The following is a 25,323-nucleotide window of genomic DNA, read 5'->3' on the forward strand; positions in this document are numbered from 1 at the left end:
CCTCCGCTTACGCTTCCGGGCGCACGGTGACGCCCGGATCAGGTCAGGAACCCACTCTACCAGCTGTCCCGCAGTGCGCCGCGCCGCTCCAGCTCGGCCTCGCCCGCGGCCCGCATCGCCTCCACCGGGGCCCGGCCGCACCCGGTCATCAGCTCCACCTGCACCGCCGCCTGGTGCAGCAGCATCGGGAAGCCGCCGACCACGGTGCGCCCGGCGGCGCGCGCGGCCCGGGCCAGCACCGACGGCCAGGGGCTGTAGACCACGTCGAACACGGCCGCGCCGGAGGCGGCGACCGCCGGCGCCAGGGCGTCTGCGGCGCCCGCGGGCAGGGTGGAGGCCACCAGGTCGACGCCGAGCCTCCGCTCGGCCTCGGCCAGCGGGGCCAGCTCCACCCGGGCGCCGGCCCGCTCGGCGGCCTCGGCCACCCCGGCGGCGCGGGCCGGGTCCCGGGCGAGCACGGTGACCGACTCGGCGCCCATCCGGTGCAGCGCCGCGACCGCGGAGGCCGCGGTCGCGCCGCCGCCGAGCACGGCGGCGCTGCGCACCTCCCCCGGCCCGGCCTCGGCCAGCGCCCGGACGATGCCGGCCACGTCGGTGTTGTAGGCGTGCCGGCCGCCGTCCGCGAAGACCAGCGTGTTGGCCGCGCCGACCTCCCGGGCGGCCGCGTCCGCGGTGTCCGCGGCGGCCAGCGCCGCCTTCTTCAGCGGCATGGTCAGCGAGAGGCCGGCCCACTCCGGGCCGCAGCCGGCCAGGAAGCCGGGGAGCCCGGCCTCGTCGCACTCCACCGCGGTATAGCTCCACTCCCCGGCGATGCCCAGCGCGGCGTAGGCCGCGCCGTGCAGCACCGGGGAGAGCGAGTGGGCGATCGGAGAGCCCAGCACCGCCGCGCGCATCATCCCCCCTGCCAGTTGTTCTGGAAGCGCTCCTTGAGGACCAGGAACTCGTCGTAGGTCTCGGCGAACTCGGTGGTGCCCTGCTCGGGGTCGGTGGCGACGAAGTACAGCCAGTCGCCGTCCGCCGGGTTCAGGGCCGCCTTCATCGCGTCCTCGCCGGGGCTGACGATCGGGCCGGCCGGCAGCCCGGTGCGGCCGTAGGTGGCGTAGTCGCTCTCGGCCGCCTTGCACTCCGCCAGCTGGTCGTTGGTGAGCGCGATGCCGTGCTCGCCGATGACGTAGAAGCAGGTGCTGTCCATGCCGAGCTCCATGCCCTCGTCGAGGCGGTTGTAGACCACCGCCGCGATCTTGGGCATGTCCTCCACCGACCCGGTCTCGGCCTGGACGATCGCGGCGACGCTCATCACCTCGTCGGGCTCCAGGCCCACCTCGTCCGCCCGCTTCTCCAGGTCGATCTCGGGGTCCTCGGCGGCCTGGTCGTAGCGGCGCACCATCATCCCCAGCACCTCCTCGGCCGTGTCGTCCGGCGAGAAGGTGTAGGTGTCGGGGAAGAGGTAGCCCTCGGCGCCCTCCTCGGCGTACTCGGGCAGCTTCAGCGCCTCGGTGTCCTCGTAGGCGGCCTCCAGCTCCTCCAGCGGGATGCCGACCTGCTCGGAGAGCTGGGCGAGGATGGCGTCCGAGCGCTCGCCCTCCTTGATGGTCACCTTCACCCCGATCCGCGCCTCCGGGTCGAGCAGCAGCCCGACGGCGGCGTCCGCGCTCATCTCCGAGCGCATCAGGTAGGTGCCCGGGGAGGGGTGCGCGTCGGCGTCCAGCGCGTTGACGAACGCCCTGGAGCTGGCGACCACGCCGGCCTCCTCCAGGATGTCGCCGATCTGGGAGCCGGTGGCCCCGTCCGGGACCACCACCTCGACCTCCCCGGACCCGGCGCCGTCGTAGTCGGCGGGGAACAGGTAGGAGCGGGTGACGAAGCCGCCCGCGGCGACCACCACGAGCAGCGCGGCGCCGGCCGCGATCAGGGTCGTCCGCCGGCCTCCCCGCTTGCGGCCGCGGCCGGCGGAGCGCCGGCCGGAGGCCCGGCGGCCGCGGCGGGGCCGGTCCTCTCCGCCGTCCTCGTCGTCGGGGGGCTCCGGTGCGGCGGCCGCGGCGGCGGCCTCCTCGGCCTCCGGCTCCTCCGCCCGGTCCGGGCCGGACCGGCGACGGCGGCGGCGGCGCGGGGCGGGCTCCTCGGCGGCGGGCTCCGCCTCCTCCGGCTCCTCCGAGCGGCGGCGGCGCCGGCGCGGTGCCTCTTCCGGCTCCGGGTGCTCCTCCTCCGGCGCGGCGGGGTAGGGGCCCTCCGGGGCGGCCTCCGCGTCCCCGGCCGCGCGGCGGCGCCGGCGGCGGCGCGGCGGCTCCTCCTCCGCCTCGGGGCGCTCCGGGGCGGCGCGGCGGCCCGCGCGCGAACCGGCCTCCTCGGCAGCGGGCTCCTCGGCCTGCGCCGGGCCGGCCCGGCGGCGGCCGCGCCGGGGGGGCTCCTCGCCCCGGTCCGGCTCCGCCCGGTTCTGCCTGCGCCGCACCGGGACCGCGTCGAAGTCGAGGGGGCGGTGGCGCACCGGCTCCTCGAAGGGGTCGGGGTGGTCGCCGGAGTCGCGCAGCGCGCCGAAGCCCAGCGGGTCGTCCTCGTCGGCCGCGCGCCGGTGGCGGCGGCCGCGGGGGCGCCGCTCCTCCTCTTCCGGCGCGGCCGGGCGGGGCGCCTCCCGGGCGTCCGGGTCGGTCTCGGGTTTGCGGCGGCGGCCGCGGCGCGGCGCGGCGCCGGAGGGGTCGGTCCCGGAGGGGGCGGCGCCGGAGTGGCGGTGGCCGCCGGCCCCGGTGCGGGGCTGCGCCCCGGTGTCGGCGTAGCGGTGCCCGCCGGTGTCGGTGCGGGGCTGCGCCCCGGTGTCGGTGTACCGCCGGGCGCCGGTGTCGGCCCCGGGGGCGGACCACGGGTCGGTGAGCGGGTCCGCGGGGCGGGGCTCGGTGCCGGCGGCGCGGTGCCGGGAGCCCCGGCGGCCGGACGGCCAGGGGTCGGTCAGCGGGTCGGCGGCCGGGGCCGGCCCGGCGAGCGGGCCGTCGGCGGGCCCCGCCTCGGGGCGCGGCTCCAGCCGCTCGCGGCGGCCCCGGTAGCGGCGGCCGCCGTAGTGGTCGTCCTGCTCGTCGCCGTTCATCGCTCCACCTCGACGATCTCGCCCGGCGGGCGCCCCGACGAGCGCTCGGCGTCCAGTGCGGCCTGCAGCAGCACCACCGCGGCGGCCTGGTCGATCACCGAGCGGCGGGCCTTGCCGCCCTTGGCGCCGCGGCGGCCGTAGGAGGCGCCCGCCTGCAGCTGCTGCTGCGCGGTGACGGTGGTCATCCGCTCGTCGACCAGGCGCACCGGGACGGGGTCCAGCCTCCGGGCGAGGAGCGCGGCGAACGCGCGGGCCTTGCGTGCGGCGGGGCCCTCCGCGCCGGAGAGCGACGCCGGGAGTCCGACGACCACCTCGCGCGCCTCGCGCTCCAGCACCAGGGCGGTGATCCGGTCGACGTCGCCGGAGCCGCGCCGCACCGTCTCCACCGGGCTGGCGATGAGTCCGCTCGGGTCGCTGGCGGCGACGCCGATCCGGGCGTCTCCCGGGTCGACCGCGAGTCGTACGCCGTGCCTCAACGGCTCGGCTCCCCCATGCGGGTGCACGGGGTGGCGGGGGGAGCGGTCACGATCTTGGTCCTTTCTCGGCTCGCGCCGCTGCAGGCGCTCGGGCGCCGCGCACCGAGGGCGCGGCAGCGGGCGCCGCGCGCCGGACGGGTCCGGCGCGCGGCGGGCGTCTTATGTCGCAGTCTGCCTCGGCTCGGGGCTATGCGGAGGTCGCGACGCGCGCTTCGACCGCGCTCAGCGCAGCGTCCACGGCGCCGGTGTCGGTGCCGCCGCCCTGGGCCACGTCCGGCTTGCCGCCGCCGCCGCCGCCGAGTTCGCGGGCGGCCACGCCGACCAGCTCGCCGGCCTTGAGGCCGCGCTGGTTGGCGGCCTTGTTCGCGGCGACCACCACGACCGGGCGGTCCTTGGGCACGCCGGCGACGGCGACCACGACGGGCCGGTCGGCGTCCAGCCGGCCGCGCACGTCCAGGGCGAGCCGGCGCAGGTCGTCGCCGGTGGCGCCGTCCTCGGCGCGGTGCACGACCAGCAGCGCCCCGGCGGTCTCCCGGGCGTTCGCGGCCAGGTCCGCGGCGGCCTGCAGCACGCGCTCGGCGCGCATCCGCTCGATCTCCTTCTCCGCGGCGCGGAGCCGGGAGACCATCGCCTCGATCCGCTCGGGGAGCTCCTCGCGCGGCGTCTTGAGCTGCTCGGAGAGCTGGCCGACCAGGAGGGACTCCTTGGACAGCCGGCGGAAGGCGTCGATGCCGACGGCGGCCTCCACCCGGCGCACGCCGGAGCCGATCGAGGACTCGCCGAGCAGCTTGACCACGCCGAGCTGGCCGGTGGCGCCGACGTGGGTGCCGCCGCACAGCTCGCGGGAGTAGTCGCTCATCTCGACGACCCGGACCCGGTCACCGTACTTCTCGCCGAACATGGCCAGCGCGCCCATCTTGAGCGCCTCGTCCAGCGTGGTCTGGAAGTCGCGCACCTGGATGTCGCCGGCCAGGACGGTGTTGACCTCCTCCTCGACCTCGGCCAGCTCGGCCTCGCCGAGCGCCCGCTCGGCGGTGAAGTCGAAGCGGAGCCGGCCCGGCCGGTTCTCCGAGCCCGCCTGCCCGGCGGAGGGGCCGAGCGCGTTGCGGAGCGCGGAGTGGATGAGGTGGGTCGCCGAGTGCGAGCGGGAGACCGAGGCGCGGCGGTCGGTGTCGATGGCCGCGCGGACGGTGTCGTCCACCACCAGCTCGCCGCTGCGCACCGTGCCGCGGTGCACGAACAGCCCGGGCAGCGGCTTCTGCACGTCGTCGACGTCGACGGCGCCGCGGCCGTCGGCCTCGATCACGCCCTTGTCCGCGAGCTGGCCGCCGGACTCCCCGTAGAACGGGGTGCGGTCCAGCACGACCTCCACCTGCTCGCCGGCCCGGGCCGCGCCGACCGCCTCGCCGTCCACGATCAGGCCGAGGACGCGCGCCTCGTTCTCGTGGTCGGTGTAGCCGAGGAACTCGGTGGCGCCGGAGGCGTCCAGCAGCCGCGCGTAGACGCTGATGTCGGCGTTGCCGAGCTTCTTGGCCTTGGCGTCGCGCTTGGCGGTCTCCTTCTGCCGGGTCATCAGCTCGGTGAAGGCGTTCTCGTCCACCTGCAGGCCCTGCTCGGCGGCCATCTCCAGGGTGAGGTCGATGGGGAAGCCGTAGGTGTCGTGCAGCTGGAAGGCGTCGGCGCCGGAGAAGGTGCCGCCGCCGGCCGCGCGGGTGCGCTCGGCGGCCCGGTTGAACAGGGCGGTGCCGGAGCGCAGGGTGTCGGCGAAGTTCTTCTCCTCGGTGTCGATGACGCCGAAGATGACCTGGGCCTTGTCCAGCAGGTCCGGGTAGATGTCCTTCATCGCGTCGATGCTGACCTCGGTCAGCTCGTGCAGGAAGGCGGTCTCGGTGCCGGAGAGCAGCCGCAGGTTGCGGATGGACCGGCGGAGGATGCGGCGCAGCACGTAGCCGGCCTTCTCGTTGCCGGGCCGGACCCCGTCGCCGACCAGCATCACGGCGCTGCGCACGTGGTCGGCGACCACCCGGAGCATGACGTCCTGCTGGGCGTCGTCGCCGTAGCGGGTGCCGGTGAGCTCGGCGGCCCGGTGCAGCACGCGGCCGATGATGTCGGTCTCGTAGATGTTGTCGACGCCCTGCAGGACCGCGGCGAGGCGCTCCAGGCCCAGGCCGGTGTCGATGTTCTTCTTCGGCAGCTCGCCGAGGATCGGGTAGTCCTTGCCGGACCCCTCCCCCCGCTCGTACTGCATGAAGACGAGGTTCCAGATCTCGATGTAGCGGTTCTCGTCGGCCGCCGGGCCGCCCTCGGCGCCGTACTCCGGGCCGCGGTCGTAGAAGATCTCCGAGCAGGGGCCGCAGGGTCCGGGGACCCCCATGTCCCAGTAGTTCTCCTCCTTGCCCATGCGCTGGATGCGCTCGGGGCGGACGCCGACCTTGTCCCGCCAGATCTCGGCGGCCTCGTCGTCGTCGAGGTAGACCGTGACCCAGAGCCGGTCCGGGTCGATGCCGAAGCCGCCCTGCTCGACCGGGGTGGTGACCAGTTCCCAGGCCAGCGGGATGGCCCGCTCCTTGAAGTAGTCCCCGAAGGAGAAGTTGCCGAGCATCTGGAAGAAGGTGGCGTGCCGGGAGGTCTTGCCGACCTCCTCGATGTCCTTGGTCCGGATGCACTTCTGCACGCTGGTCGCGGTGGCGTGCGGGGGCGTGCGCTGCCCCAGGAAGTAGGGCTTGAACGGCACCATGCCGGCCGGGACCAGCAGCAGGGTGGGGTCCTCTGCGATCAGGCTCGCGGAGGGGACGACGGTGTGTCCGTTCTTCTCGAAGAATGCGAGGAAGCGGCGCGCGATTTCTGCCGTCTCCATCAGGGGCCGTCCTTCTTCTCGGGCGCGTCGTGGGCGCCGTGCGGTTCGATCAACGGCCGTGCCGGCCCTCCGGGGGGTGGGAGCGCGGGTCTGCCGTGGCTCTTCCGAGGAGGGGCGTAGAGGCGGCGCAGCTCGGCCTCCCGCTCCTCGGTGGCGGCGTGGACGTCCTCGTTGAACTCGCGCAGCGCGGCACGGTAGTCGGCGATCCGCCCCTCGACGCGGCCGGCGATGCCGTCCGGGCTCCACGCACGGGCCGTGCGGTTGAGCCTGTGGACAACATACCCGCCGAGGGCGGCACCTGCGACAAGATAAGCGAGCCTGCGGATCATCGCCGCTCCCTCCTCCTGCGGGTGCGCACCAGGGCGAGCGCCTTGCGCTGCCCCATGACCCGCCGCACCCCGTAGGAGAAGGAGGCGAGCCTCACCAGCGGCCCGGTCACCACCGAGCGGGTGAGCGCCGTCATGGTGGACAGGTCCTCGGTGGTGGTGGCCACGTTCGCGGTGATCTCCTCGACGCGCTCCAGCGAGGCGTCGGTGCGCTCGACCGTCGCGGCGACGTCGTCCAGCAGCGGCCGGGAGCGCTCGCCGAGCTCGCGGACCACCTTGGTGGTCTCGGAGAGCAGGCGGGTCAGCTTCACCAGGGCCACGCAGAGGAAGGCCACCAGGACGGTCCAGACCACCGCCGCGATGAGCGCGGCGAGCTCTCCTCCGGTCAGCATGCGGGCTCCCTAGGCGGTTCAGGGGAGTTCGGGGAACGAGCGGGGGCACGAGGGCGCACCCGGGATTCGGATATCCGAATGGGGACGACCCTATCGCGTCCGGCGGGGCCCCGCCCCGCTTCCCCGCTCCGCGCCCCGGACCGCCCCGCCCTCCGGGCCCGGTGCGCCGGGCGGTCCGGGGCGCGGCCGGGCCCGCCGGGGCCGCGGCCCCCTTTCCGCCCGGTTCCTCTACCATTGCGCCGCGACCCCCTCGGCAACCGCCCCACCGTCAGACAGGACCCCCATGAGCCGACGCTCCCAGCACGAGATGTCCGTCCTGGTGCCGCCGAACATGGGCGGCCTCTCCCCGGAGGACCCGCGGCGCATCGGGCCCTACCTGGTCATCGGCCGGATCGGCGGGGGCGGGACGGGCACCGTCTACGCCGCGGTGGACCCGATGGGCGGGGAGGACCCGCTGGCCGCGGTGAAGGTGCTGACCTCCCCCGTGCTGGCCGACCCCGGCCGCCGCGCCCAGCTCCGCGAGCGGCTGCAGGCGGTGGCCGGGGCGGACGGCCGGATCTTCGTGCCCCCGGCGCGGCACGACGCCGACGCCGACCCCCCGTGGCTGGCGATGCCCTACATTTCGGGCATCCCCCTCGCCGCCTACATCCGGCGCCGCGGGCCGATGGGGAGCGGGCGGCTGCTGGCGCTGGCGGCCGGCCTCGCCGAGGGGCTGCTGGCGCTGCACCGGCACGGCGTGGCCCACGGCGACCTCAAGCCGGGCTGCGTGCTCATCGGCGCGAACGGGCCGCGCATCCTGGACTGCGCGCTGCCCGGCGACGAGGAGCACCTGCGGCGCACCGCGGGCGCCTGGCTCAGCCCGGAGCGGCACCGGGGCGCCGAGCCCTCCCCCGCCTCCGACGTGTTCTCCTGGGGCGCGGTGATGGCGTTCGCCGCCACCGGGCGGCTCCCGTTCGGCCTGGGCGAGCCGGAGGAGCTGGCCCGCCGGGTGCAGGAGGAGGAGCCGGTGCTGGACGGCGCCCCGGCGTCGCTGGTGCCGCTGCTGGAGCGGACGCTGGACAAGGACCCGGGGCGGCGGCCGTCGGTGCGCGAGCTGATGGGCGCGGCGATCGCGGTCTGGGAGGAGGAGGACCGGTCCGAGGCGGCGAACGGGGTCAAGGGCACCGCGATCACCAAGGTGCTGTCCCGGGAGTGGCAGGGCGTGGTGGAGCCGGCCCGGCTCCCCCGGGTGATCCACCTGGAGGAGGGCGGGGTGCGCCGCCGCGGCCGGACGCCGCTGCTGGTCGGCGCGGCCGCCCTGGCACTGGCGCTGGTCGGCGGGGGCGCCTGGGCGGCGCTGTCCGCGCTCGGCGGCGGCACCGCCCCGCCGGAGGAGGCCGGGGGCGCCTCCCCTTCGCCGTCCGCCTCCCCCTCCGCGGAGGAGCCCCGGGTGGAGACGGTCCGCTTCGACCCCACGGCGCAGCGGAACCCGGTGGACGGCCCGTGGGCCTTCACCCCGGTGCAGCGGGTCGAGGGCATGGAGCCGCCGGAGGGGGTGCTGCTCTCCCCGGACACCTGGAGCGGCTACTGGACCGACGCCGAGGGCGAGCCGGAGGAGGCGGTGATCGCCGAGAACGCCGAGGTGCTGTGCGCGAACTTCTGCCGCCCGGGCCCCGGCCACATCGAGGACGGCCGCGGCACCTACGAGATGACCGGCCGGGACTTCATCGACTACCTGGGCTGGGGCCGGGTGGTCATCGCCGAGGTGGAGATCGCCCCGGGTGAGGGCGGCGACCCGGAGATCACCCGGATCACCGAGCTCTTCCCGGACCCGGCGGCGGTCTGACCCGGAGCGCCTTCCCCCGTTGATCTTGGACTCATCGAGTCGATGAGTCCAAGATCAACGCGAAGGGTCCGGGCCGGGGTCGCGGCGGCGCTGGACCTCCTTGATCCGCTGCAGGACCTCGCCGTAGCGGCGCTCCGCGCCGTGCGCGGTGGGGCGGTAGTAGTCCCGGCCGTCGAGGCCGTCCGGGGCGTACTGCTGGGCGGCGACCCCGCCGGGGAAGTCGTGCGCGTAGAGGTAGCCCTTGCCGTGGCCGAGCGCCTCGGCGCCCTTGTAGTGGCCGTCGCGCAGGTGGAGCGGGACCGGTCCGGCCCGGCCGGCCCGGACGTCGGAGAGGGCCTCGTCGATGGCGGTGATCACCGCGTTGGACTTGGGGGCCAGGGCGATGTGCAGCACCGCCTGGGCGAGGTTGATCCGCGCCTCGGGCAGGCCGATGAGGTCCACCGCCTGGGCCGCGGCGACCGCCGCCTGCAGCGCGCTCGGGTCGGCCAGGCCGACGTCCTCGCTGGCGTGCACCACGATCCGGCGGGCGATGAACCGCGGGTCCTCGCCGGCCTCGATCATCCGGGCCAGGTAGTGCAGGGCCGCGTCCGGGTCGCTGCCGCGCATGCTCTTGATGAACGCGCTGACCACGTCGTAGTGCTGGTCCCCGGAGCGGTCGTAGCGGACCGCGTGCCGGTCGACGGCGCGCTCCAGGTCGGCCAGGGTGATCTCGGGGCGGCCGCCGGCCACCAGCGAGGCGGCCTCCAGGTAGGTGAGCGACCGGCGGGCGTCGCCGCCGGCCAGCCGGACCAGGTGCTCCTCCGCCTCGGCGGCCAGGGTGTGCCGGCCGGCCAGGCCGCGCTCGTCGGTGAGCGCCCGGTGCAGCACGCCGCGGACGTCGTCGTCGTCCAGCGACTCCAGGGTGAGCAGCAGCGAGCGGGAGAGCAGCGGGCTGACCACGGAGAAGAACGGGTTCTCGGTGGTGGCGCCGATGAAGCTGACCCAGCGGTTCTCCACCGCGGGCAGCAGCGCGTCCTGCTGGGTCTTGCTGAACCGGTGCACCTCGTCGACGAAGAGCAGGGTGCGGGTGCCGTGCATGCCCATCCGCCGCTTGGCCTCGTCGATGACGGCGCGGACGTCCTTCACCCCGGCGCTGACCGCGGACAGCTCGACGAACCGCCGGTCGGTGGCCCGGCTGACCACGGTGGCCAGGGTGGTCTTGCCGGTCCCCGGCGGCCCCCACAGGAAGAGGGACATCGGGGCGTCGTCCTCGACCAGGCGGCGCAGCGGGCTCCCGGCGCCGAGCAGGTGGCGCTGGCCGGCGACCTCGTCGAGGGTGTGCGGGCGCATCCGCACCGCGAGCGGCTCCTGCCCCCGCTGGGCTTCGGCCCCGGCGTCGTCGAACAGTGTTTCGGACACGGCTCCACAGTACCGGCGCCGCGGCCGGGCGGCCGCCGGTCGATCCGGGCGGGCGCGGGCAGACGGGCGGGACCAGGCGGCGCGGACCGATGGGCGGGCCGGCGGGCGGACGCGGGCCGGCCCGGATCCGGGCGGGTGCGGGCCGGGTCAGTCCAGGCGGGCGAGGAGGATGGCGATGTCGTCGCCGCGGCCCGCCGGGGCGAGGGCGGCCAGGGAGGTGGCGGCGGCGTGCACGTCCGGGGCCATGGTGTGCAGCGCGTCGCCGACCGCGGCGATCCCGTCGTCCATCGCGACCTCGGAGCTCTCCACCAGCCCGTCGGAGCACATCAGCAGGGTCTCCCCCGGGTTGAGCACCCGGGTGGTGACGGCGTACTTGCTGTCGCCGTCCACCCCGACCGGCGGGCCGGTCTCCGGTTCCCAGACCTGGTAGCCCTCCTCGGAGGCGATGACCGCCGGCGGCTGGCCCGCCCAGGCGGCCTGCATCTGCCCGGTGTCCAGGTCCAGCACCAGGTAGCCGCAGGTGGCGAAGACGATCTCGCCGGTCTCGGTGAGCAGCCGGTTGGTCTCGGCCAGCACCACGCCGGGGTCGATCTGGGTGGTGGCGTAGGCCCGGAAGGCCACCCGGATCTGGCCCATGGCCGCGGCGGCCTCCACCCCGTGGCCCTGCACGTCGCCGACGACCAGGCCCACCCGCCGCTCGGGCAGCCGGATGACGTCGTAGAAGTCGCCGCAGACCCGCCAGCCGGCGCGGGCCGGCAGGTAGCGCACCGCGATGTCGATCCCGGGGACCTCGGGGATCTGCGGCGGCAGCATGCGCCGCTGCACCTCGTCGGCGAGCTCCAGTTCGGCCTGCTGGCGCTGGACCCGCTGCAGGGCCTGGCCGGCCAGCCCGGCGAGGGTGAGCATCAGCGCCCGCTCGTCCGGGGTGGCGTGGTGCGGCTGGTTCCAGGCGACCTGCCAGACGCCCAGCGCCACCCGGCGGTCGCCGAAGATCGGCACGGTGGCCCAGGACTGGGCGCTGCTGTGCACGAGGATCTCGCCGACGGCGGGGAACCGCTCCAGGATCTCCGCGCGGCTCTCGAAGAAGCGCGGCTGGCGGTCCTGGACCACCGCGCCCATCGGGTAGGAGGTGTCGGCGGCGTCGCGGCCGTCGATCATCGACGCGGTCCCGGTGCGCTGGGCGCTGCTCGGGTAGGAGCGGAGCAGGCCGTCCTCGACCAGCATCACCCCGGCGGCGCTGCCGCCGAAGATCGGCACGAACTCCTCGGTGAGCAGCCCGGTGACCTCGTCCACGGTGGTGGCCGAGACCAGTTTGGCGGCCAGCTCGGTGACCTGCCGGCCCTGCGCGGCCTCGATCCGGCGCCGGTCGGCGAGCCTGCGGATGAGCTGGACGTGCTCGGTGACGTCGTCGATGACGCCGACCAGGCGGGCGTCCTCGGGGCCGCCGATGAACCGGGCCTTGGCGTGCAGCACCCGCTCGTCGCCGAACCGGTCGGTCATCCGGAACCGCTGCTCGTAGTCGCGGCCCTGCTTGGAGGCCTCCATCGCGTCGCGCACCCGGGCGATGTCGTCCCGGTGCACCCGGGCCAGGCAGTCCTCCAGGCTCCGGGCGTCCCCGGCGAGCATCCGGCCCAGCGGGGAGGGGCCGAACAGCTCGCGGAGCCGGCCGGTGCGCAGGTCCAGGCTCCACAGCGCGGTGTCGGAGCCGGCGGTGCGCAGCTCGGTGATGGCGCGCAGCACCTCCTCGTCGCGCATCGCCTCCTGGAGCATGACCACCGCGGCGGGGCCGTCCGCCCCGTTCCCGGGCAGGGCGCGGCCGCGCACCGCCATCCGGCGGCGCTCTCCGTCGACGCCGAGCAGGGCGAGGGTGCGCGGCCGGGGCTCGGTCTGCTCGAAGGCGTCGCGGTGCAGGTCCCAGCCGCGGCCGCAGTCGGCGTCGGCGAGCAGGTCCGGCCAGGCGCGGCCGGACAGCTCCGCCTCGGAGCGCCCGGTCAGCGCGGTGAGCGCCCGGTTGGCCAGCAGGATGGAGCCGGACCGGTCGACCACCGCCATCGCGGCGGGCGCGCCGTCGAAGGCCGCGGCGACCGTCCGGTCGGCGCCGCGCTCGTCCTGGCGGGCGGCCGGCGGCTCTGCGCGCCCCTCCGCTGAGCCGGTTGTGCGGTTCACGAGTTGTTTCAATCCCTGCTGTCGATCCGACGCGTATGCCGAACCGGCGTCCTCCCGTCGAGCATCCGATTCGGCCCAGTTTAGCGAGGGGTCCCCCCTCCGCGGGTAGTGGAAAGCGCCCCTTCCGCGGCCGGCGTGCGGCGCCGCCTCCGGGAATGGCGGTCGGCGCCGGGCCGCGAGGGGCGTCGTGCCCGCGGCGGTCCGCGGCGCCCCGCCGTTCCCCTCGCGCAGCGGCGGCGCCCTCCCCGCGGATCCGCGGTCCGCACCACCGTATGCGACCCGGGCCGTTCTCCGCCTCCCCCACCGCACGTGCCGGGCCGCCCCGATCGCCGAGAACCGGATTCCGGAGCGGAAAACACCCGGAAGAACGGCCGAAACCGGACGTGTCGCGACCGATTCCGTTGCCGTTCCGCTATTCCCTCCGCCGCTCCCGGAATTGCCGAACTACCGTCCCCGAATCGGACTTTTAACCAGAAATGGAAAACCGGGGCCGCCGTCGGCGGCCCCGGTCGGTGCGCTCCGGCGGGCCGCCGCGCGGCGGCCCGGGAGGGCTACTCCTTCTTCTCCCCGGCGTCCTGCTCCGGGTCGTGGTCGATGCCGGCCTCGGCGCGCTGCGCCGCGGTGATCGGCGTCGGCGCGCCGGTCAGCGGGTCGCCGCCGGAGGCCGTCTTGGGGAACGCGATGACGTCGCGGATCGACTCGCCGCCGGTGAGCAGGGTGATGATGCGGTCCCAGCCGAAGGCGATGCCGCCGTGCGGGGGCGGCCCGAAGGCGAAGGCGTCCAGCAGGAAGCCGAACTTGGACCGGGCCTCCTCCTGGCCGATGCCCAGGGTGGCGAAGACCCGCTCCTGCACGTCGACCTGGTGGATGCGGATCGAGCCGCCGCCGATCTCCGACCCGTTGCAGACCATGTCGTAGGCGTAGGCCAGCGCGTTGCCCGGGTCCTTGTCGAACTCCTCGGCCCACTCCGGCTTGGGGCCGGTGAACGGGTGGTGCACCGGGGTCCAGCCGCCCTCGCCGTCCTCCTCGAACATCGGGGCGTCGACCACCCAGAGGAAGGACCACTGCGACTCGTCGATCAGGTCGAGCCGGCGGCCGATCTCCAGCCGGGCCGCGCCGAGCAGCTCCTGGGAGGCGCGGCGCCCGCCGGCCGCGAAGAAGACCGCGTCGCCGGGCTCGGCGCCGACCTTGCCGGCCAGCCCGGACCGCTCGGCGTCGGAGAGGTTCTTGGCGACCGGGCCGCCCAGCGTGCCGTCCGGCTGCACCAGCACGTAGGCCAGGCCCTTGGCGCCGCGCGCCTTGGCCCAGTCCTGCCAGCCGTCGAGCTCGCGGCGGGTCTGCGAGGCGCCGCCGGGCATCACCACCGCGCCCACGTAGGGCGCCTGGAAGACCCGGAAGGAGGTGTCGGCGAAGAAGTCGGTCAGCTCGGTGAGCTCCACCCCGAAGCGGAGGTCCGGCTTGTCCGAGCCGTAGCGGGACATCGCCTCGGCGAACGGCATCCGGGGCAGCGGCAGCGGGATCTCGTAGCCCAGCACCTCGCTCCAGAGCCGGGAGACGATCTTCTCGCCGACGGCGATGACGTCCTCCTGGTCGACGAAGCTCATCTCGATGTCGATCTGGGTGAACTCCGGCTGCCGGTCGGCGCGGAAGTCCTCGTCGCGGAAGCAGCGCGCGATCTGGTAGTAGCGCTCCAGCCCGCCGACCATGAGCAGCTGCTTGAACAGCTGCGGCGACTGGGGCAGCGCGTACCAGCTGCCGGGCTGCAGCCGCACCGGGACCAGGAAGTCGCGGGCGCCCTCCGGGGTGGAGCGGGTCAGGTAGGGCGTCTCCACGTTGGTGAAGTCCAGCTCCCGCATGACGTCGTGCACCGCGTAGGTGGCCTTGGAGCGGACGCGCAGCGCGTCGGCCAGCTCGGGGCGGCGCATGTCCAGGTAGCGGTAGCGCAGCCGGGTCTCCTCGGCGATCTCCTGCGAGCCGTCCAGCGGGAACGGCAGCGGCGCCGCGGGGCTGAGCACCTCGGTCTCCGACGCGGTGACCTCGACCGCGCCGGTGGGGATCTCCGGGTTCTCGTTGCCCTCCGGGCGGATCCGCACCGAACCGGTGACCTTGATGCAGTACTCGGCCCGCAGGTCGTGGGCGAGGTCGTCCTCGCGGACCACGACCTGGACGACGCCGGAGGCGTCGCGCAGGTCGAGGAAGACCACGCCGCCGTGGTCGCGGCGGCGGGCCACCCATCCGGCGAGGACGACGGTCTCGTCTGCATGCTCGGCGCGGAGCGCGCCGGCGTCATGCGTGCGGATCAACGGGGTTCTCCTTGATCTGGGATCTATCGGCGGCGAAGGGCCGCGGCGACGGCCCTTCCATCATGCCTGACGTGCACGGGGACCGGGGCCGCCGGTGGGCGGACCGGTCAGCGGCCGCCGCTATCTCGGACGTCGCGCAGGAACGGGTTGGTCGCCCGCTCCCGGCCGATGGTGGTGCGCGGGCCGTGCCCGGGGAGCACCACGGTCTCGTCCGGCCTGCTCAGGCAGGTGCGCGCCAGGCTGCGCAGGATCTCGGCGTGGTCGCCGCCGGGGAAGTCGGTGCGGCCGATGGAGCCCGCGAACAGCAGGTCCCCGGTGAACAGCACGTCGGGCTCGCCGTCCCCGGTCTCCAGGGCGTAGGCGACCGACCCGGGGGTGTGCCCGGGGGCGTGGTGCACGGTGACCGGCAGCCCCGCGTGGTCCGTGCGGAGGCCGTCGGCGGCCTCGGCCAGCCGCTTCGGCTCGCCCGGGGCGCCGCCCGGCAGGAGCGCGGACAGCTGCGCGGCCAGCGCCGGGTCGAGCCCGGCGGCGGGGTCGGTGAGCAGGGCCCGGTCGGCCGGGTGCAGCAGGACGGGCACGTCGTAGGCGTCGCCCACCTGCGCGGCCGACCAGACGTGGTCGAAGTGGCCGTGGGTGAGCAGCACCGCCGCCGGGGTGAGCCGGTGCTCGGCGAGCAGCGCCTCCAGCGGCTCGGCCGCCTGCTGCCCGGGGTCGACGACGACGCACTCGGCCCCCGCCTCGGGCGCGGCCACGTAGCAGTTCGCGGCGAGCGGGCCGGCGGGGAAGGCGGCGATGAGCACGGTGGTCGGCGACCTCGCTTCCGGGTGTCCTCACTGGGGCGTCGAGCGGCCCCTCCGAGCCTACCGACGCCGCCCGCCTGCGGCGAACCGTTTCCGGCGCCGCCCGGGGACCCTTTGGTCACCATTGGGTCACCGGGGGCCGGGCCGCCCTTTCACCATGGGCCCCCGCGGTGCCATATTGGTCGGCGTCGGTATCCCGCCCACCGTACGGATATCGTGCATAGTCACGGCGGTGGCCGCGGACGCGACCGCCCGGACGACACCGGACCCGGCCGGACCCGGCCGGGCTCATCACAGCTGGAGGACACGGTGACCACCGACCCCTGGGGCCGCGTAGACGACGACGGCACGGTCTACGTGCGCACGAGTGAGGGCGAGCGTGTCGTGGGGTCTTGGCAGGCGGGTGCGCCGGAGGAGGCGCTGGCCTTCTTCCGCCGCAAGTACGACTCCCTGGTGACCGAGGTCGAACTGCTGGAGAAGCGGCTGCGCACCACCGACCTGTCCGCCGCCCAGGCACTGGCCGGGGTGGACAAGCTGCGCTCCGCGGTGCGCGAGGCGCACGCCGTCGGCGACCTGGACTCGCTGATGCGCCGGCTGGACGCGCTGGCCGAGCGGGCCGAGGAGCGCAAGATCGAGCAGAAGCACGCCCAGGAGCAGGCCCGCACCCAGGCCCGCGAGGTCAAGGAGCGCATCGTCGCCGAGGCCGAGCGGGTGGCCGAGGAGACCACGCACTGGAAGTCCGGCGCCGAGCGGATGCGCGCCCTGATCGACGAGTGGAAGGCGGCGCCGCGCGCCGACCGGCCCACCGAGCAGGCGCTGTGGAAGCGGATGTCGGCCGCGCGCAACTCCTTCTCCAAGCGGCGCAAGGCCTACTTCGCCGGGCTGGACGCCCAGCGCGAGGAGGTCCGCGAGGCCAAGGAGCGGATCGTGGCGGAGGCCGAGGAGCTCTCCGGCTCCACCGAGTGGGGCCCGACCTCGGGCCGCTACCGCGAGCTGATGCAGCGCTGGAAGGCCAGCGGCCGCGCCGACCGGGCCAGCGAGGACCGGCTGTGGGCCCGGTTCAAGGCCGCCCAGGACGCCTTCTTCCAGGCCCGCAACGCGGTGTTCGCCGAGCGCGACGCCGAGCTGCGGGTGAACGCCGAGGCCAAGGAGAAGATCCTGGCCGAGGCCGAGCAGGAGCTGCAGTCCATCTCCGACCCGCGCAGGGCCCGCGCCCGGCTCCGGGACTACCAGGAGGCCTGGGAGGAGGCCGGCCAGCTGCCCCGGGACTCCCGGGACCGGCTGGAGGGCGCCTTCCGCCGGATCGAGGAGGACGTGCGCCGCGCCGAGGAGAAGGAGTGGCAGCGCACCAACCCGGAGGCCCGGGCGCGCGCCCAGGCCACCGTGGACCAGCTCCGCGGCTCCCTGGAGGACATGGAGAAGAAGCTGGAGAAGGCGCGCGCCGCCGGTGACGACCGGAAGGTGCGCGACCTGGAGGACGGCATCGCCACCCGCCGCTCCTGGCTGCAGGAGGCGGAGAAGGCGCTGGAGGAGATGAGCTAGCGGTACCGCGCTCCGCCATGTCCGGGCCCCACCGCACGGCGGGGCCCGGACCCGTTTCCCGCCCCGCCCGCGGAAGCGGTCGGCGGCGCGGCGCCCCGCCGCACGGCGCCCGCGCCGAGGCCGCCGGCGGCCGGTCGGCCGGACCCGTACGGACGGGTGCGGCGGCGGCCGGCAGGGGCGCGGACGCGGCCGAGCGCCCGCGCGGAGGCGGCCGGCGGGGCCGGCCCCGGGGCGCTGTCGGCCGTCAGGTCTTGGCGATACTGAGCAGGACCACCGAGTCCTCCAGGGCGCGCAGGCCGTGCTTCTCTTCAGGGACGATGAGCATGTCCCCGGTGCGGCCCTCCCAGGAGTCCGCCTCGGTGGTCAGCTCCACCCGGCCGCGGAGGACCGCGACCGTGGCGTCCCCCGGGTTGGGGTGGTCCCCCAGCGCGCTTCCGGCGGTGAGCGCGATCAGGGTCTGGCGCAGGGTGCGCTCGTGGCCGCCGTAGACCGTCTCGGCGCTGCGCCCCGACGCGGCGCCCGCCGCCTGCTCCAGGTGCCGCCGGGCCAGCGCGTCCAGTGAGAACTTCCTCATGGCAGCAGTCTGCCGGTCCGCGGCCCGGACACCTAGCACCCTTCCCCGATGATCTTGACGTTGCGGGGGTATCGGAGCGCTCTGATACCCCCGCAACGTCAAGATCATCGGGAGGGTGCGGCCGTCAGTTCTTCAGCCGGTAGACGTCGTAGACGCCGTCCACCCCGCGCACCGCCTTGAGCACGTGGCCCAGGTGGGTGGGGTCGGCCATCTCGAAGGTGAACCGGCTCAGCGCGACCCGGTCCCTGCTGGTCTGCACGGTCGCCGACAGGATGTTGACGTGCTGGTCGGAGAGGACCCGGGTGATGTCGGAGAGCAGCCGGGACCGGTCCAGCGCCTCCACCTGCAGGGCGACCAGGAACATGGAGGACTCCCCCGGGCGCCACTCCACGTCGACCATCCGCTCCGGGTCCAGGGCCCGGGTGTTGACGCAGTCCCTGCGGTGCACCGACACCCCGTTGCCGCGGGTGACGAAGCCGACGATCGGGTCGCCCGGCACCGGGGTGCAGCAGCGGGAGAGCCGGACCCACACGTCCGGGTCGCCCTCGACGACCACCCCGGAGCCGCCGGCCGGGCGGCGCCGCGGCGGGGCCTGGGTGGGCAGCGCCGACTCGGCGATGTCCTCCTCGGCGCTCTCGATCCCGCCGAGCGACTCCACCAGCTTCTGCACCACGCTCTGCGCGCTGACGTGGTTCTCCCCCACCGCCGCGTAGAGCGCGTCCACGTCGGAGTAGCGCAGGTCGCGGGCGAGCGCGATCAGCGCCTCGCCGCTGAACAGCCGCTTGATCGGCAGCTCCTGCTTGCGCATCACCCGGGCGATGGCGTCCTTGCCCTGCTCGATCGCGGCCTCGCGGCGCTCCTTGGTGAACCACTGCCGGATCTTGTTCCGGGCCCGCGCGCTCTTGACGAAGTTGAGCCAGTCCCGGCTCGGCCCGGCGTCGGGCGCCTTGGAGGTGAGGATCTCCACCGTCTCGCCGTTGCTCAGCTCGCTCTCCAGCGAGACCAGCCGCCCGTTCACCCGGGCGCCGACGGTACGGTGGCCGACCTCGGTGTGCACCGCGTAGGCGAAGTCCACCGGGGTGGCGCCCTGCGGCAGCGAGATGACGTCGCCCTGCGGGGTGAAGACGAAGACCTCCTGCACCGACAGGTCGAAGCGGAGCGACTCGAGGAACTCGCCGGGGTCCTTGGTCTCCTGCTGCCAGTCGATGAGCTGGCGCAGCCAGGCCATGTCGCCGGCGCCCTTGGCCTTGCCGCCGCCCTCCTTGCCGGAGACCCGGTCCTCCTTGTACTTCCAGTGCGCGGCGATGCCGTACTCGGCGCGCCGGTGCATGGCGCGGGTGCGGATCTGCAGCTCCACCGGGTTGCCGGAGGGCCCGATGACGGTGGTGTGCAGCGACTGGTACATGTTGAACTTCGGCATCGCGATGTAGTCCTTGAACCGGCCGGGGACCGGGTTCCACCGCGCGTGGATCGTGCCGAGCGCCGCGTAGCAGTCGCGGACGCTGTCCACCAGCACCCGCACCGCGACGAGGTCGTAGATCTCGTCGAAGCCGCAGTTGCGGGCGATCATCTTCTGGTAGATCGAGTAGTAGTGCTTGGGCCGGCCGCGCACCGTGGCCTTGATCCTGGCCTCGCGCAGGTCGGCGGAGACCGCCTCGATGACGTCCTGCAGGTAGATGTCGCGGCGCGGGGCGCGCTCGGCGACCAGCCGGGCGATCTCGTCGAACCGCTTGGGGTAGATGGTCGCGAAGGCGAGGTCCTCCAGCTCCCACTTGATGGTGTTCATGCCCAGGCGGTGGGCGAGCGGAGCGAAGATCTCCAGCGTCTCGCGGGCCTTCTTCTCCCGCTTGGCCTGCGGCAGGTAGCGCAGGGTGCGCATGTTGTGCAGCCGGTCGCAGAGCTTGATCACCAGGACCTTGATGTCGCGGGACATCGCCACGACCATCTTGCGCACCGTCTCGGCCTGGGTGGCCTCGCCGTACTTGACCTTGTCCAGCTTGGTCACGCCGTCGACCAGCTCGGCGATCTCGTCGCCGAAGTCGGCGCGGAGCCGGTCCAGGGTGTAGGGGGTGTCCTCGACGGTGTCGTGCAGCAGCGCCGCCGCCAGGGTGGGCTCCTGCATGCCCAGCTCGGCGAGGATGGTGGCGACCGCCAGCGGGTGCGTGATGTAGGGGTCGCCGCTCTTGCGCTTCTGGTCGCGGTGGTAGTGCGCGGCGACCTCGTAGGCCCGCTCGATCAGCCGCACGTCGACCTTGGGATGCGTCGCCCGGACGGTCTTGATCAGTGGTTCGAGGACCGGGTTCATGGTCACCCCCCGCTGGGCGCCGAGGCGCGCGAGCCTGCGGCGCACACGCACACTGGAGGACGGGCCGGGGCGGGCCTCCGGAGCGGATTTCGGCTGCTCCGCCGGCTCTTCTCCGGCCTTCTGGGACTCTGCGGGCGCCGCGCCGGGCGCGGCGCCCGCGGGACAGGACTCGTGCTCGGGCGACCGGTCCAGGACCGCCTCGGTCGGTGTCACCTCGCCTTGCATGGGCATCCCTCCCGCGGCTGTCCCGGGGGCCGTCGGTGCGGGGGTCCGCCCGACCGTCCGGCGACCCGCCGGCCTGTTCGTGCACGAACGGCTCACCTGGTTCAACGCGCCTGCACCGGTGGAGTATGCCCGCAAGTGTAATGCCCGGTTCATGCGGTATCTCCGCATTTCAGGGCGGTCGGGCGGGGCCGCGTGCGCGGCGCGGGTCAGGCGGCGGTGAGCGCGGAGACGTCCACGTCGGTCAGTTTCCCACGGCCGCTGAGGAACCCGAGCTCCATCAGGACCGAGAATCCAACGACCGTACCACCGGCCTTGCGGACCAGGTCCACCGCGGCCCGCCCGGTGCCGCCGGTGGCCAGGACGTCGTCCACGATCAGCACGCGGTCCCCCGGCGCGATCGCGTCGACGTGCATCTCCACGGTCGCCGTTCCGTACTCCAGATCATAGGACTCGCGGTAGGTCTCGGCGGGCAGTTTCCCCGCTTTGCGCACCGGGACGAAGCCCGCGTCCAGCTCCAGGGCGACCGGCGCGGCGAGGATGAAGCCGCGGGCCTCCAGCCCGACCACCGCGTCGACGCCGCCCGCGCGGTGCGGGTCGGCGATGGCCGAGACCACCGCGCGCAGCGAGGCCGGGTCGGCCAGCAGCGGGGTGATGTCCTTGAACAGCACCCCCTCGCTGGGGAAGTCGGGGATGTCGCGGATCCCGGCCTTGATCACCGCGTCGAGGTCTGCGTCGGCGGGCATTTCGGTGCGTTCTCTCCTGCTCGTGGGGCGGGGTGCCGCCGGCGCGCGCCGGCGGCACCCCCGGTCGCCGCGGGCGCGGCTACTTCTTGTCGCCGGAACCGTCGGAGTCGGAGTCGGAGTCGGATCCGGGGAAGTCGGGGCGGTCCTCGACCGGGGTGTCGTCGCCGGCGCCCGGCTCGGGGACGACCTCGGCGATGCCGGCCTTGAGGATCCGGATCCGCGACCCGGGGGAGATCTCCAGCTCGACCTCGTTGTCGCGGACCTCGACGATGGTGCCGTAGAACCCGGCCTGGGTCAGCACCTCCTGACCGGGCCGCAGCCCGCTCTGCATCTCCATGTGCTGCTTGCGCCGCCGCTGCTGCGGCCTGATGATGAGCAGCCAGAACACGATCACCAGCAGTGCGATCATCAGAATCGACTGCATGGTGCCGCTCCCTGCCGGGGCGGACTGGGCGAGAATGATGTTGCCCTGCACGGGGGCGTCCTTCCTGATGTATTTCGCGGCCGCCGCCCCGCCTTCGGCGGGCTGCGGCTCGGCGTCACGCCGAGTGGGAACGAACGGGCACGCCCCCGCGTTCCCCACCGGCCACCCTATCCCTCCCGGCGGCACCACCCGGGGGAGGGAAGGGGGCGGCCTCAGGGGGCCAGGCCCTGGGGCGGTTCGACCCCCATGTGCTCCCAGGCCTCGGGGGTGGCGACGCGGCCGCGCGGGGTGCGGGCGATCAGGCCGGCCCGGACCAGGAACGGCTCGGCGACCACCTCGACCGTCTCCGGCTCCTCCCCCACCGACACCGCGAGCGTGGACAGCCCCACCGGGCCCCCGCGGAACCGGCGCAGCAGCGCGTCCAGCACCGCCCGGTCCAGCCGGTCCAGGCCGCGCCCGTCGACCTCGTAGAGGGAGAGCGCGGCGCGGGCCGTCCGGAGGTCGAGCCGGCCGTCGCCGCGCACCTCGGCGTAGTCGCGGACCCGGCGCAGCAGCCGGTTGGCGATCCGCGGCGTGCCCCGGGAGCGGCCCGCGATCTCGGCCGCGGCGTCGGCGTCCAGCTCGACGCCGAGCAGCCGCGCCGAGCGGGTCACGATGAGCTCCAGGTCGGCCGGGTCGTAGAAGTCCATGTGCGCGGTGAAGCCGAACCGGTCGCGCAGCGGTGAGGGCAGCAGCCCGGCCCGGGTGGTGGCGCCGACCAGGGTGAACGGGGCGATGTCCAGCGGGATGGCGGTGGCCCCGGGGCCCTTGCCGACCATCACGTCGACCCGGAAGTCCTCCATCGCGACGTAGAGCATCTCCTCGGCGGGGCGGGCCATCCGGTGGATCTCGTCCAGGAAGAGCACCTCGCCCTCCTGCAGGGTGGACAGCACCGCGGCCAGGTCGCCGGAGCGCTCGATGGCCGGCCCGGAGGTGATCCGCAGCGGCGCGCCCAGCTCGGCGGCGACGATCATGGCCAGCGTGGTCTTGCCCAGGCCGGGGCCGCCGGACATCAGGATGTGGTCCGGGGCCCTGCCCCGGTTGCGCGCGCCGCTGAGCACCAGGGAGAGCTGCTCGCGGACGCGGTCCTGGCCGACGAAGTCCTCCAGCAGGCGGGGGCGGAGCGCCCCTTCCAGGTCCCGCTCCTCCAGGTCGGCACCGGGGGAGACGATGCCGCGCTCGTGGTCGTCCATGAGGGGTCGGTGGCTCCTTCTCCGGGGTTCAGGCCCTGCTCAGCTTGCGCAGCGCGGCGCGCAGCAGCACCGCGACGTCGGGGGCCTCGCCCGCCTCCGGGGCCACCGCGTCCGCGGCGGCCTCGGCGTCCCGGGCCGACCAGCCCAGGCCGGTCAGGCCGGCCACCACCTGCGGGCGCCAGTGCGCGGGCGCCTGCGGCGCGGCGCCGGCCGGGCCGTCCTGCACCGCGCCGGACGGGTCGCCGAGCTTGTCCCGCAGCTCCAGCACGATGCGCTGGGCGCCCTTGCGGCCGATGCCCGGGACGGCGGTGAGCGCGGCGGTGTCCTCGGCCGCCACGGCCTTGCGCAGCGCCTCGGGGGTGTGCACGGCCAGCATCGCCAGGGCCAGCCGGGGGCCGACGCCGGAGGCGGTCTGCAGCCGCTCGAAGACGTCCCGCTCGTCGGCGTCGGCGAAGCCGTAGAGGGTGAGCGAGTCCTCCCGGACCACCAGCGAGGTGGCGACGGTGGCGGTCTCCCCCACCCGGAGCCGGCCCAGGGTGGCCGGGGTGCACTGCACCGTCATGCCCACCCCGCCGACATCGATGACGGCGGTGCCGCCGCCGCGGCCGGCCACCCGGCCGGTCAGGAACGCGATCACGGGCGCGGACCCCTCCCCTGCCCGCGCGAGGCGCGGGCCAGCTCGACCTTGCGGGCGAATTCCTGGGTGGCGCGGGCGACCCGGTCCTGGGCCCCGCCGCGCCAGATGTGGCAGATGGCCAGTGCGACGGCGTCCGCGGCGTCGGCCGGCTTCGGCGGGCCCTCCAGCCGGAGGATGCGCGCCACCATGGCGCCCATCTGCGCCTTGTCGGCGCGGCCGCTGCCGGTGATGGCGGCCTTGGCCTCGCTGGGGGTGTGCAGCGCCACCGGCAGGCCGCGGCGCGCCGCGCACACCATGGCGATCCCGCTGGCCTGCGCGGTGCCCATCACGGTGCTCAGGTTGTGCTGGGCGAAGACCCGCTCCACCGCGACGGCGTCGGGCTCGTAGGCGTCCAGCCACTCCTCGATGCCGCGCTCGATGCCGAGCAGCCGCAGCGGGAGGTCGGTCCCGTGGTCGGTGCGGATCGCGTCGGCGCCGAGCAGGGCGAGCTGCCGCCCGACGGTCCCCTCGACGACTCCGACCCCGCACCGGGTCAGCCCGGGGTCGATCCCCAGCACCCGCACCTCGTGCCCCCTCCTCGAACGCCCGTTCGCAGGCTACCGAGCCTATACGACGGCGGCCCCGCCACCGCGCCGGTGGCAGGGCCGTGCCGTACTGCGGACCTCAGCCGATCTTCTCCATCACCTCGTCGGGGATGTCGGCGTTGGTGAAGACGTTCTGCACGTCGTCGGAGTCCTCCAGCGCGTCGACCACGCGCAGCACCTTCTTGGCGTCCTCCTCGCCCAGCGGGACCTCCATGCTGGGCAGGAAGGAGGTCTCGGCGGACTCGTAGTCGATGCCGGCCTCCTGCAGCGCGGTGCGGACCGCGACCAGGTCGGAGGCCTCGCTGACCACCTCCCAGGACTCGCCGAGGTCGTTGACGTCCTCCGCGCCGGCCTCCAGGGCGGCCATGGTGACGTCGTCCTCGGTGGCGCCCTCCTTGGAGACGACCACCACGCCCTTCCGGTTGAACATGTAGGACACCGAGCCGGCGTCGGCCATGTTGCCGCCGTTGCGGGTGACCGCGACGCGCACCTCGGAGGCGGCGCGGTTGCGGTTGTCGGTCAGGCACTCGACCAGGAGCGCGACGCCGCCGGGGGCGTAGCCCTCGTACATGATGGTCTGCCAGTCGGCGCCGCCGGCCTCTTCACCGGAGCCGCGCTTGCGGGCGCGCTCGATGTTGTCCAGCGGGACCGAGTTCTTCCGGGCCTTCTGGATGGCGTCGTAGAGGGTCGGGTTGCCGTCCGGGTCGCCACCTCCGGTGCGCGCGGCCACCTCGACGTTCTTGATCAGCTTGGCGAAGAGCTTGCCTCGCTTGGCGTCGATGGCGGCTTTCTTGTGCTTGGTGGTGGCCCACTTGGAGTGGCCGCTCATGCCGTTCCTTTCACGATGTCGACGAAGAGTCCGTGGATACGCGCGTCCCCGGTGAGTTCGGGATGGAATGAGGTGGCCAGCAGGCTCCCCTGTCGTACCGCGACGATCCTACCGGCAGCCCCGTCGTCCGCGGGGAGCCGTCCGAGCACGCTGACACCGGGGCCCACCGACTCCACCCAGGGCGCCCGGATGAACACCGCGTCCACCGGGCCGCCGTCCACCCCGTCGATGCCGACCGATCCCTCGAAGGACTCGGTCTGCCGGCCGAAGGCGTTGCGCCGCACCGTCATGTCGATGCCGCCGACGGTGCACTGGTCGGCGGTGCCGTCCAGGATACGGTCGGCGAGCAGGATCATGCCCGCGCAGGTGCCGTAGACCGGGAGGCCGGCCCGGACGCGCTTGCGCAGCGGGTCCAGCAGACCGTACCGGACCGCCAGCTTGGACATGGTGGTCGACTCACCGCCGGGCAGGACCAGGCCCTGGAGCTGGTCGAGTTCGCCGGGGGCGGTGACGGGCACCGCGGTGGCTCCGATCCCGCGCAGGGCGCGCAGGTGCTCCTCGGTGTCGCCCTGCAGGGCGAGCACTCCGATGACGGGTTGTGCGGACAAG

At 74.6% G+C, this 25,323-nt stretch carries 21 protein-coding genes; 2 read left to right on the forward strand and 19 right to left on the reverse strand.

Features of this window, described 5'->3' with window-relative positions; all coding sequences use genetic code 11:
* Positions 1-56: 56 nt before the first annotated feature.
* From D459_RS0121820 to D459_RS0121845, 6 genes are all read right to left on the reverse strand, one after another.
* Entirely contained in the window at positions 57-893 is an 837-nt protein-coding gene (locus tag D459_RS0121820; RefSeq protein WP_017595135.1) for a shikimate dehydrogenase, read from the reverse strand.
* The gene (gene mltG, locus D459_RS0121825; protein ID WP_017595136.1) at positions 893-3,076 is read right to left on the reverse strand and encodes an endolytic transglycosylase MltG; all 2,184 of its coding nucleotides are present in this window, start codon (positions 3,074-3,076) and stop codon (positions 893-895) included. Before mltG ends, D459_RS0121820 begins: the two co-directional genes overlap by 1 nt.
* Positions 3,073-3,552 carry a Holliday junction resolvase RuvX gene (ruvX, locus tag D459_RS0121830; protein ID WP_017595137.1) on the reverse strand — a complete coding sequence of 160 codons (480 nt, stop codon included), beginning with the start codon at positions 3,550-3,552 and terminating at the stop codon, positions 3,073-3,075. Before ruvX ends, mltG begins: the two co-directional genes overlap by 4 nt.
* A 187-nt stretch (positions 3,553-3,739) precedes the next feature.
* Positions 3,740-6,409 (reverse strand): alanine--tRNA ligase, encoded by a 2,670-nt coding sequence (gene alaS, locus D459_RS0121835; RefSeq protein WP_017595138.1) that lies wholly within the window; start codon positions 6,407-6,409, stop codon positions 3,740-3,742.
* Positions 6,409-6,738: a hypothetical protein gene (locus tag D459_RS0121840; RefSeq protein WP_017595139.1), complete on the reverse strand. Its 330-nt coding sequence runs from the start codon at positions 6,736-6,738 to the stop codon at positions 6,409-6,411. The genes alaS and D459_RS0121840 overlap by 1 nt, the downstream gene beginning before the upstream one ends.
* The gene (locus D459_RS0121845) at positions 6,735-7,127 is read right to left on the reverse strand and encodes a DUF948 domain-containing protein (RefSeq protein ID WP_017595140.1); all 393 of its coding nucleotides are present in this window, start codon (positions 7,125-7,127) and stop codon (positions 6,735-6,737) included. The genes D459_RS0121840 and D459_RS0121845 overlap by 4 nt, the downstream gene beginning before the upstream one ends.
* A gap of 283 nt (positions 7,128-7,410) precedes the next feature.
* On the opposite strand from D459_RS0121845, the gene D459_RS0121850 reads away from it, so the two are divergent.
* Positions 7,411-8,952, forward strand: a complete 1,542-nt coding sequence (locus D459_RS0121850; RefSeq protein ID WP_026120641.1) for a protein kinase domain-containing protein — start codon at positions 7,411-7,413, stop codon at positions 8,950-8,952.
* A 54-nt stretch (positions 8,953-9,006) separates the two neighbouring features.
* Here the strand turns inward: D459_RS0121850 and D459_RS0121855 are convergent, their stop codons facing one another.
* The 4 genes from D459_RS0121855 to D459_RS0121870 all read right to left on the reverse strand — a co-directional run bounded on the left by D459_RS0121855 (position 9,007) and on the right by D459_RS0121870 (position 15,619).
* Entirely contained in the window at positions 9,007-10,350 is a 1,344-nt protein-coding gene (locus tag D459_RS0121855; protein WP_017595143.1) for a replication-associated recombination protein A, read from the reverse strand.
* A 147-nt stretch (positions 10,351-10,497) separates the two neighbouring features.
* A complete protein-coding gene (locus D459_RS0121860; RefSeq protein WP_017595144.1) occupies positions 10,498-12,516 on the reverse strand; it encodes a SpoIIE family protein phosphatase in 2,019 nt (672 codons plus the stop codon).
* A 551-nt stretch (positions 12,517-13,067) separates the two neighbouring features.
* Positions 13,068-14,819, reverse strand: coding sequence for an aspartate--tRNA ligase (aspS, locus tag D459_RS0121865; protein WP_017595145.1), 1,752 nt, complete (start codon positions 14,817-14,819; stop codon positions 13,068-13,070).
* A 107-nt stretch (positions 14,820-14,926) separates the two neighbouring features.
* A complete protein-coding gene (locus D459_RS0121870) occupies positions 14,927-15,619 on the reverse strand; it encodes an MBL fold metallo-hydrolase (protein WP_017595146.1) in 693 nt (230 codons plus the stop codon).
* 309 nt (positions 15,620-15,928) lie between these two features.
* Between D459_RS0121870 and D459_RS0121875 the strand changes: the two genes are divergently transcribed.
* The gene (locus D459_RS0121875) at positions 15,929-17,161 is read left to right on the forward strand and encodes a DUF349 domain-containing protein (RefSeq protein ID WP_017595147.1); all 1,233 of its coding nucleotides are present in this window, start codon (positions 15,929-15,931) and stop codon (positions 17,159-17,161) included.
* Positions 17,162-17,405: 244 nt separating this feature from the next.
* On the opposite strand, the gene D459_RS0121880 is transcribed toward D459_RS0121875, so the two are convergent.
* From D459_RS0121880 to pdxT, 9 genes are all read right to left on the reverse strand, one after another.
* The gene (locus D459_RS0121880) at positions 17,406-17,735 is read right to left on the reverse strand and encodes a cupin domain-containing protein (protein WP_017595148.1); all 330 of its coding nucleotides are present in this window, start codon (positions 17,733-17,735) and stop codon (positions 17,406-17,408) included.
* 124 nt (positions 17,736-17,859) lie between these two features.
* A complete protein-coding gene (locus D459_RS0121885; RefSeq protein WP_026120642.1) occupies positions 17,860-20,040 on the reverse strand; it encodes a RelA/SpoT family protein in 2,181 nt (726 codons plus the stop codon).
* A 431-nt stretch (positions 20,041-20,471) separates the two neighbouring features.
* A complete protein-coding gene (locus tag D459_RS0121890) occupies positions 20,472-21,008 on the reverse strand; it encodes an adenine phosphoribosyltransferase (protein WP_017595150.1) in 537 nt (178 codons plus the stop codon).
* 79 nt (positions 21,009-21,087) lie between these two features.
* Positions 21,088-21,483, reverse strand: coding sequence for a preprotein translocase subunit YajC (yajC, locus tag D459_RS0121895; RefSeq protein ID WP_017595151.1), 396 nt, complete (start codon positions 21,481-21,483; stop codon positions 21,088-21,090).
* Between the two features lie 161 nt (positions 21,484-21,644).
* The gene (gene ruvB / locus D459_RS0121900; RefSeq protein WP_017595152.1) at positions 21,645-22,664 is read right to left on the reverse strand and encodes a Holliday junction branch migration DNA helicase RuvB; all 1,020 of its coding nucleotides are present in this window, start codon (positions 22,662-22,664) and stop codon (positions 21,645-21,647) included.
* 28 nt (positions 22,665-22,692) lie between these two features.
* Complete coding sequence (gene ruvA, locus D459_RS0121905) at positions 22,693-23,301, reverse strand: Holliday junction branch migration protein RuvA (RefSeq protein ID WP_017595153.1); 609 nt, start codon at positions 23,299-23,301, stop codon at positions 22,693-22,695.
* Positions 23,298-23,864 carry a crossover junction endodeoxyribonuclease RuvC gene (ruvC, locus tag D459_RS0121910; protein ID WP_017595154.1) on the reverse strand — a complete coding sequence of 189 codons (567 nt, stop codon included), beginning with the start codon at positions 23,862-23,864 and terminating at the stop codon, positions 23,298-23,300. The genes ruvA and ruvC overlap by 4 nt, the downstream gene beginning before the upstream one ends.
* A gap of 100 nt (positions 23,865-23,964) precedes the next feature.
* Positions 23,965-24,714, reverse strand: coding sequence for a YebC/PmpR family DNA-binding transcriptional regulator (locus D459_RS0121915; RefSeq protein WP_017595155.1), 750 nt, complete (start codon positions 24,712-24,714; stop codon positions 23,965-23,967).
* Positions 24,711-25,322, reverse strand: coding sequence for a pyridoxal 5'-phosphate synthase glutaminase subunit PdxT (gene pdxT / locus D459_RS0121920; RefSeq protein ID WP_026120643.1), 612 nt, complete (start codon positions 25,320-25,322; stop codon positions 24,711-24,713). The genes D459_RS0121915 and pdxT overlap by 4 nt, the downstream gene beginning before the upstream one ends.
* Position 25,323 lies beyond the last annotated feature (1 nt).

Origin of the sequence: Nocardiopsis potens DSM 45234 (genome assembly GCF_000341105.1) — a bacterium.
In the GTDB taxonomy this organism is placed as follows: Bacteria; Actinomycetota; Actinomycetes; order Streptosporangiales; family Streptosporangiaceae; genus Nocardiopsis_A; species Nocardiopsis_A potens.

What these genes read in the sequence shown, in the direction of transcription:
- mltG (WP_017595136.1), bottom strand. Translation starts at nt 3,076, where the DNA reads ATGAACGGCGACGAGCAGGACGACCACTACGGCGGCCGCCGCTACCGG.
- D459_RS0121850 (WP_026120641.1), top strand. Translation starts at nt 7,411, where the DNA reads ATGAGCCGACGCTCCCAGCACGAGATGTCCGTCCTGGTGCCGCCGAAC.
- D459_RS0121915 (WP_017595155.1), bottom strand. Translation starts at nt 24,714, where the DNA reads ATGAGCGGCCACTCCAAGTGGGCCACCACCAAGCACAAGAAAGCCGCC.
- D459_RS0121845 (WP_017595140.1), bottom strand. Translation starts at nt 7,127, where the DNA reads ATGCTGACCGGAGGAGAGCTCGCCGCGCTCATCGCGGCGGTGGTCTGG.
- ruvB (WP_017595152.1), bottom strand. Translation starts at nt 22,664, where the DNA reads ATGGACGACCACGAGCGCGGCATCGTCTCCCCCGGTGCCGACCTGGAG.
- alaS (WP_017595138.1), bottom strand. Translation starts at nt 6,409, where the DNA reads ATGGAGACGGCAGAAATCGCGCGCCGCTTCCTCGCATTCTTCGAGAAG.
- D459_RS0121840 (WP_017595139.1), bottom strand. Translation starts at nt 6,738, where the DNA reads ATGATCCGCAGGCTCGCTTATCTTGTCGCAGGTGCCGCCCTCGGCGGG.
- D459_RS0121820 (WP_017595135.1), bottom strand. Translation starts at nt 893, where the DNA reads ATGCGCGCGGCGGTGCTGGGCTCTCCGATCGCCCACTCGCTCTCCCCG.
- D459_RS0121880 (WP_017595148.1), bottom strand. Translation starts at nt 17,735, where the DNA reads ATGAGGAAGTTCTCACTGGACGCGCTGGCCCGGCGGCACCTGGAGCAG.
- D459_RS0121885 (WP_026120642.1), bottom strand. Translation starts at nt 20,040, where the DNA reads ATGAACCCGGTCCTCGAACCACTGATCAAGACCGTCCGGGCGACGCAT.
- D459_RS0121890 (WP_017595150.1), bottom strand. Translation starts at nt 21,008, where the DNA reads ATGCCCGCCGACGCAGACCTCGACGCGGTGATCAAGGCCGGGATCCGC.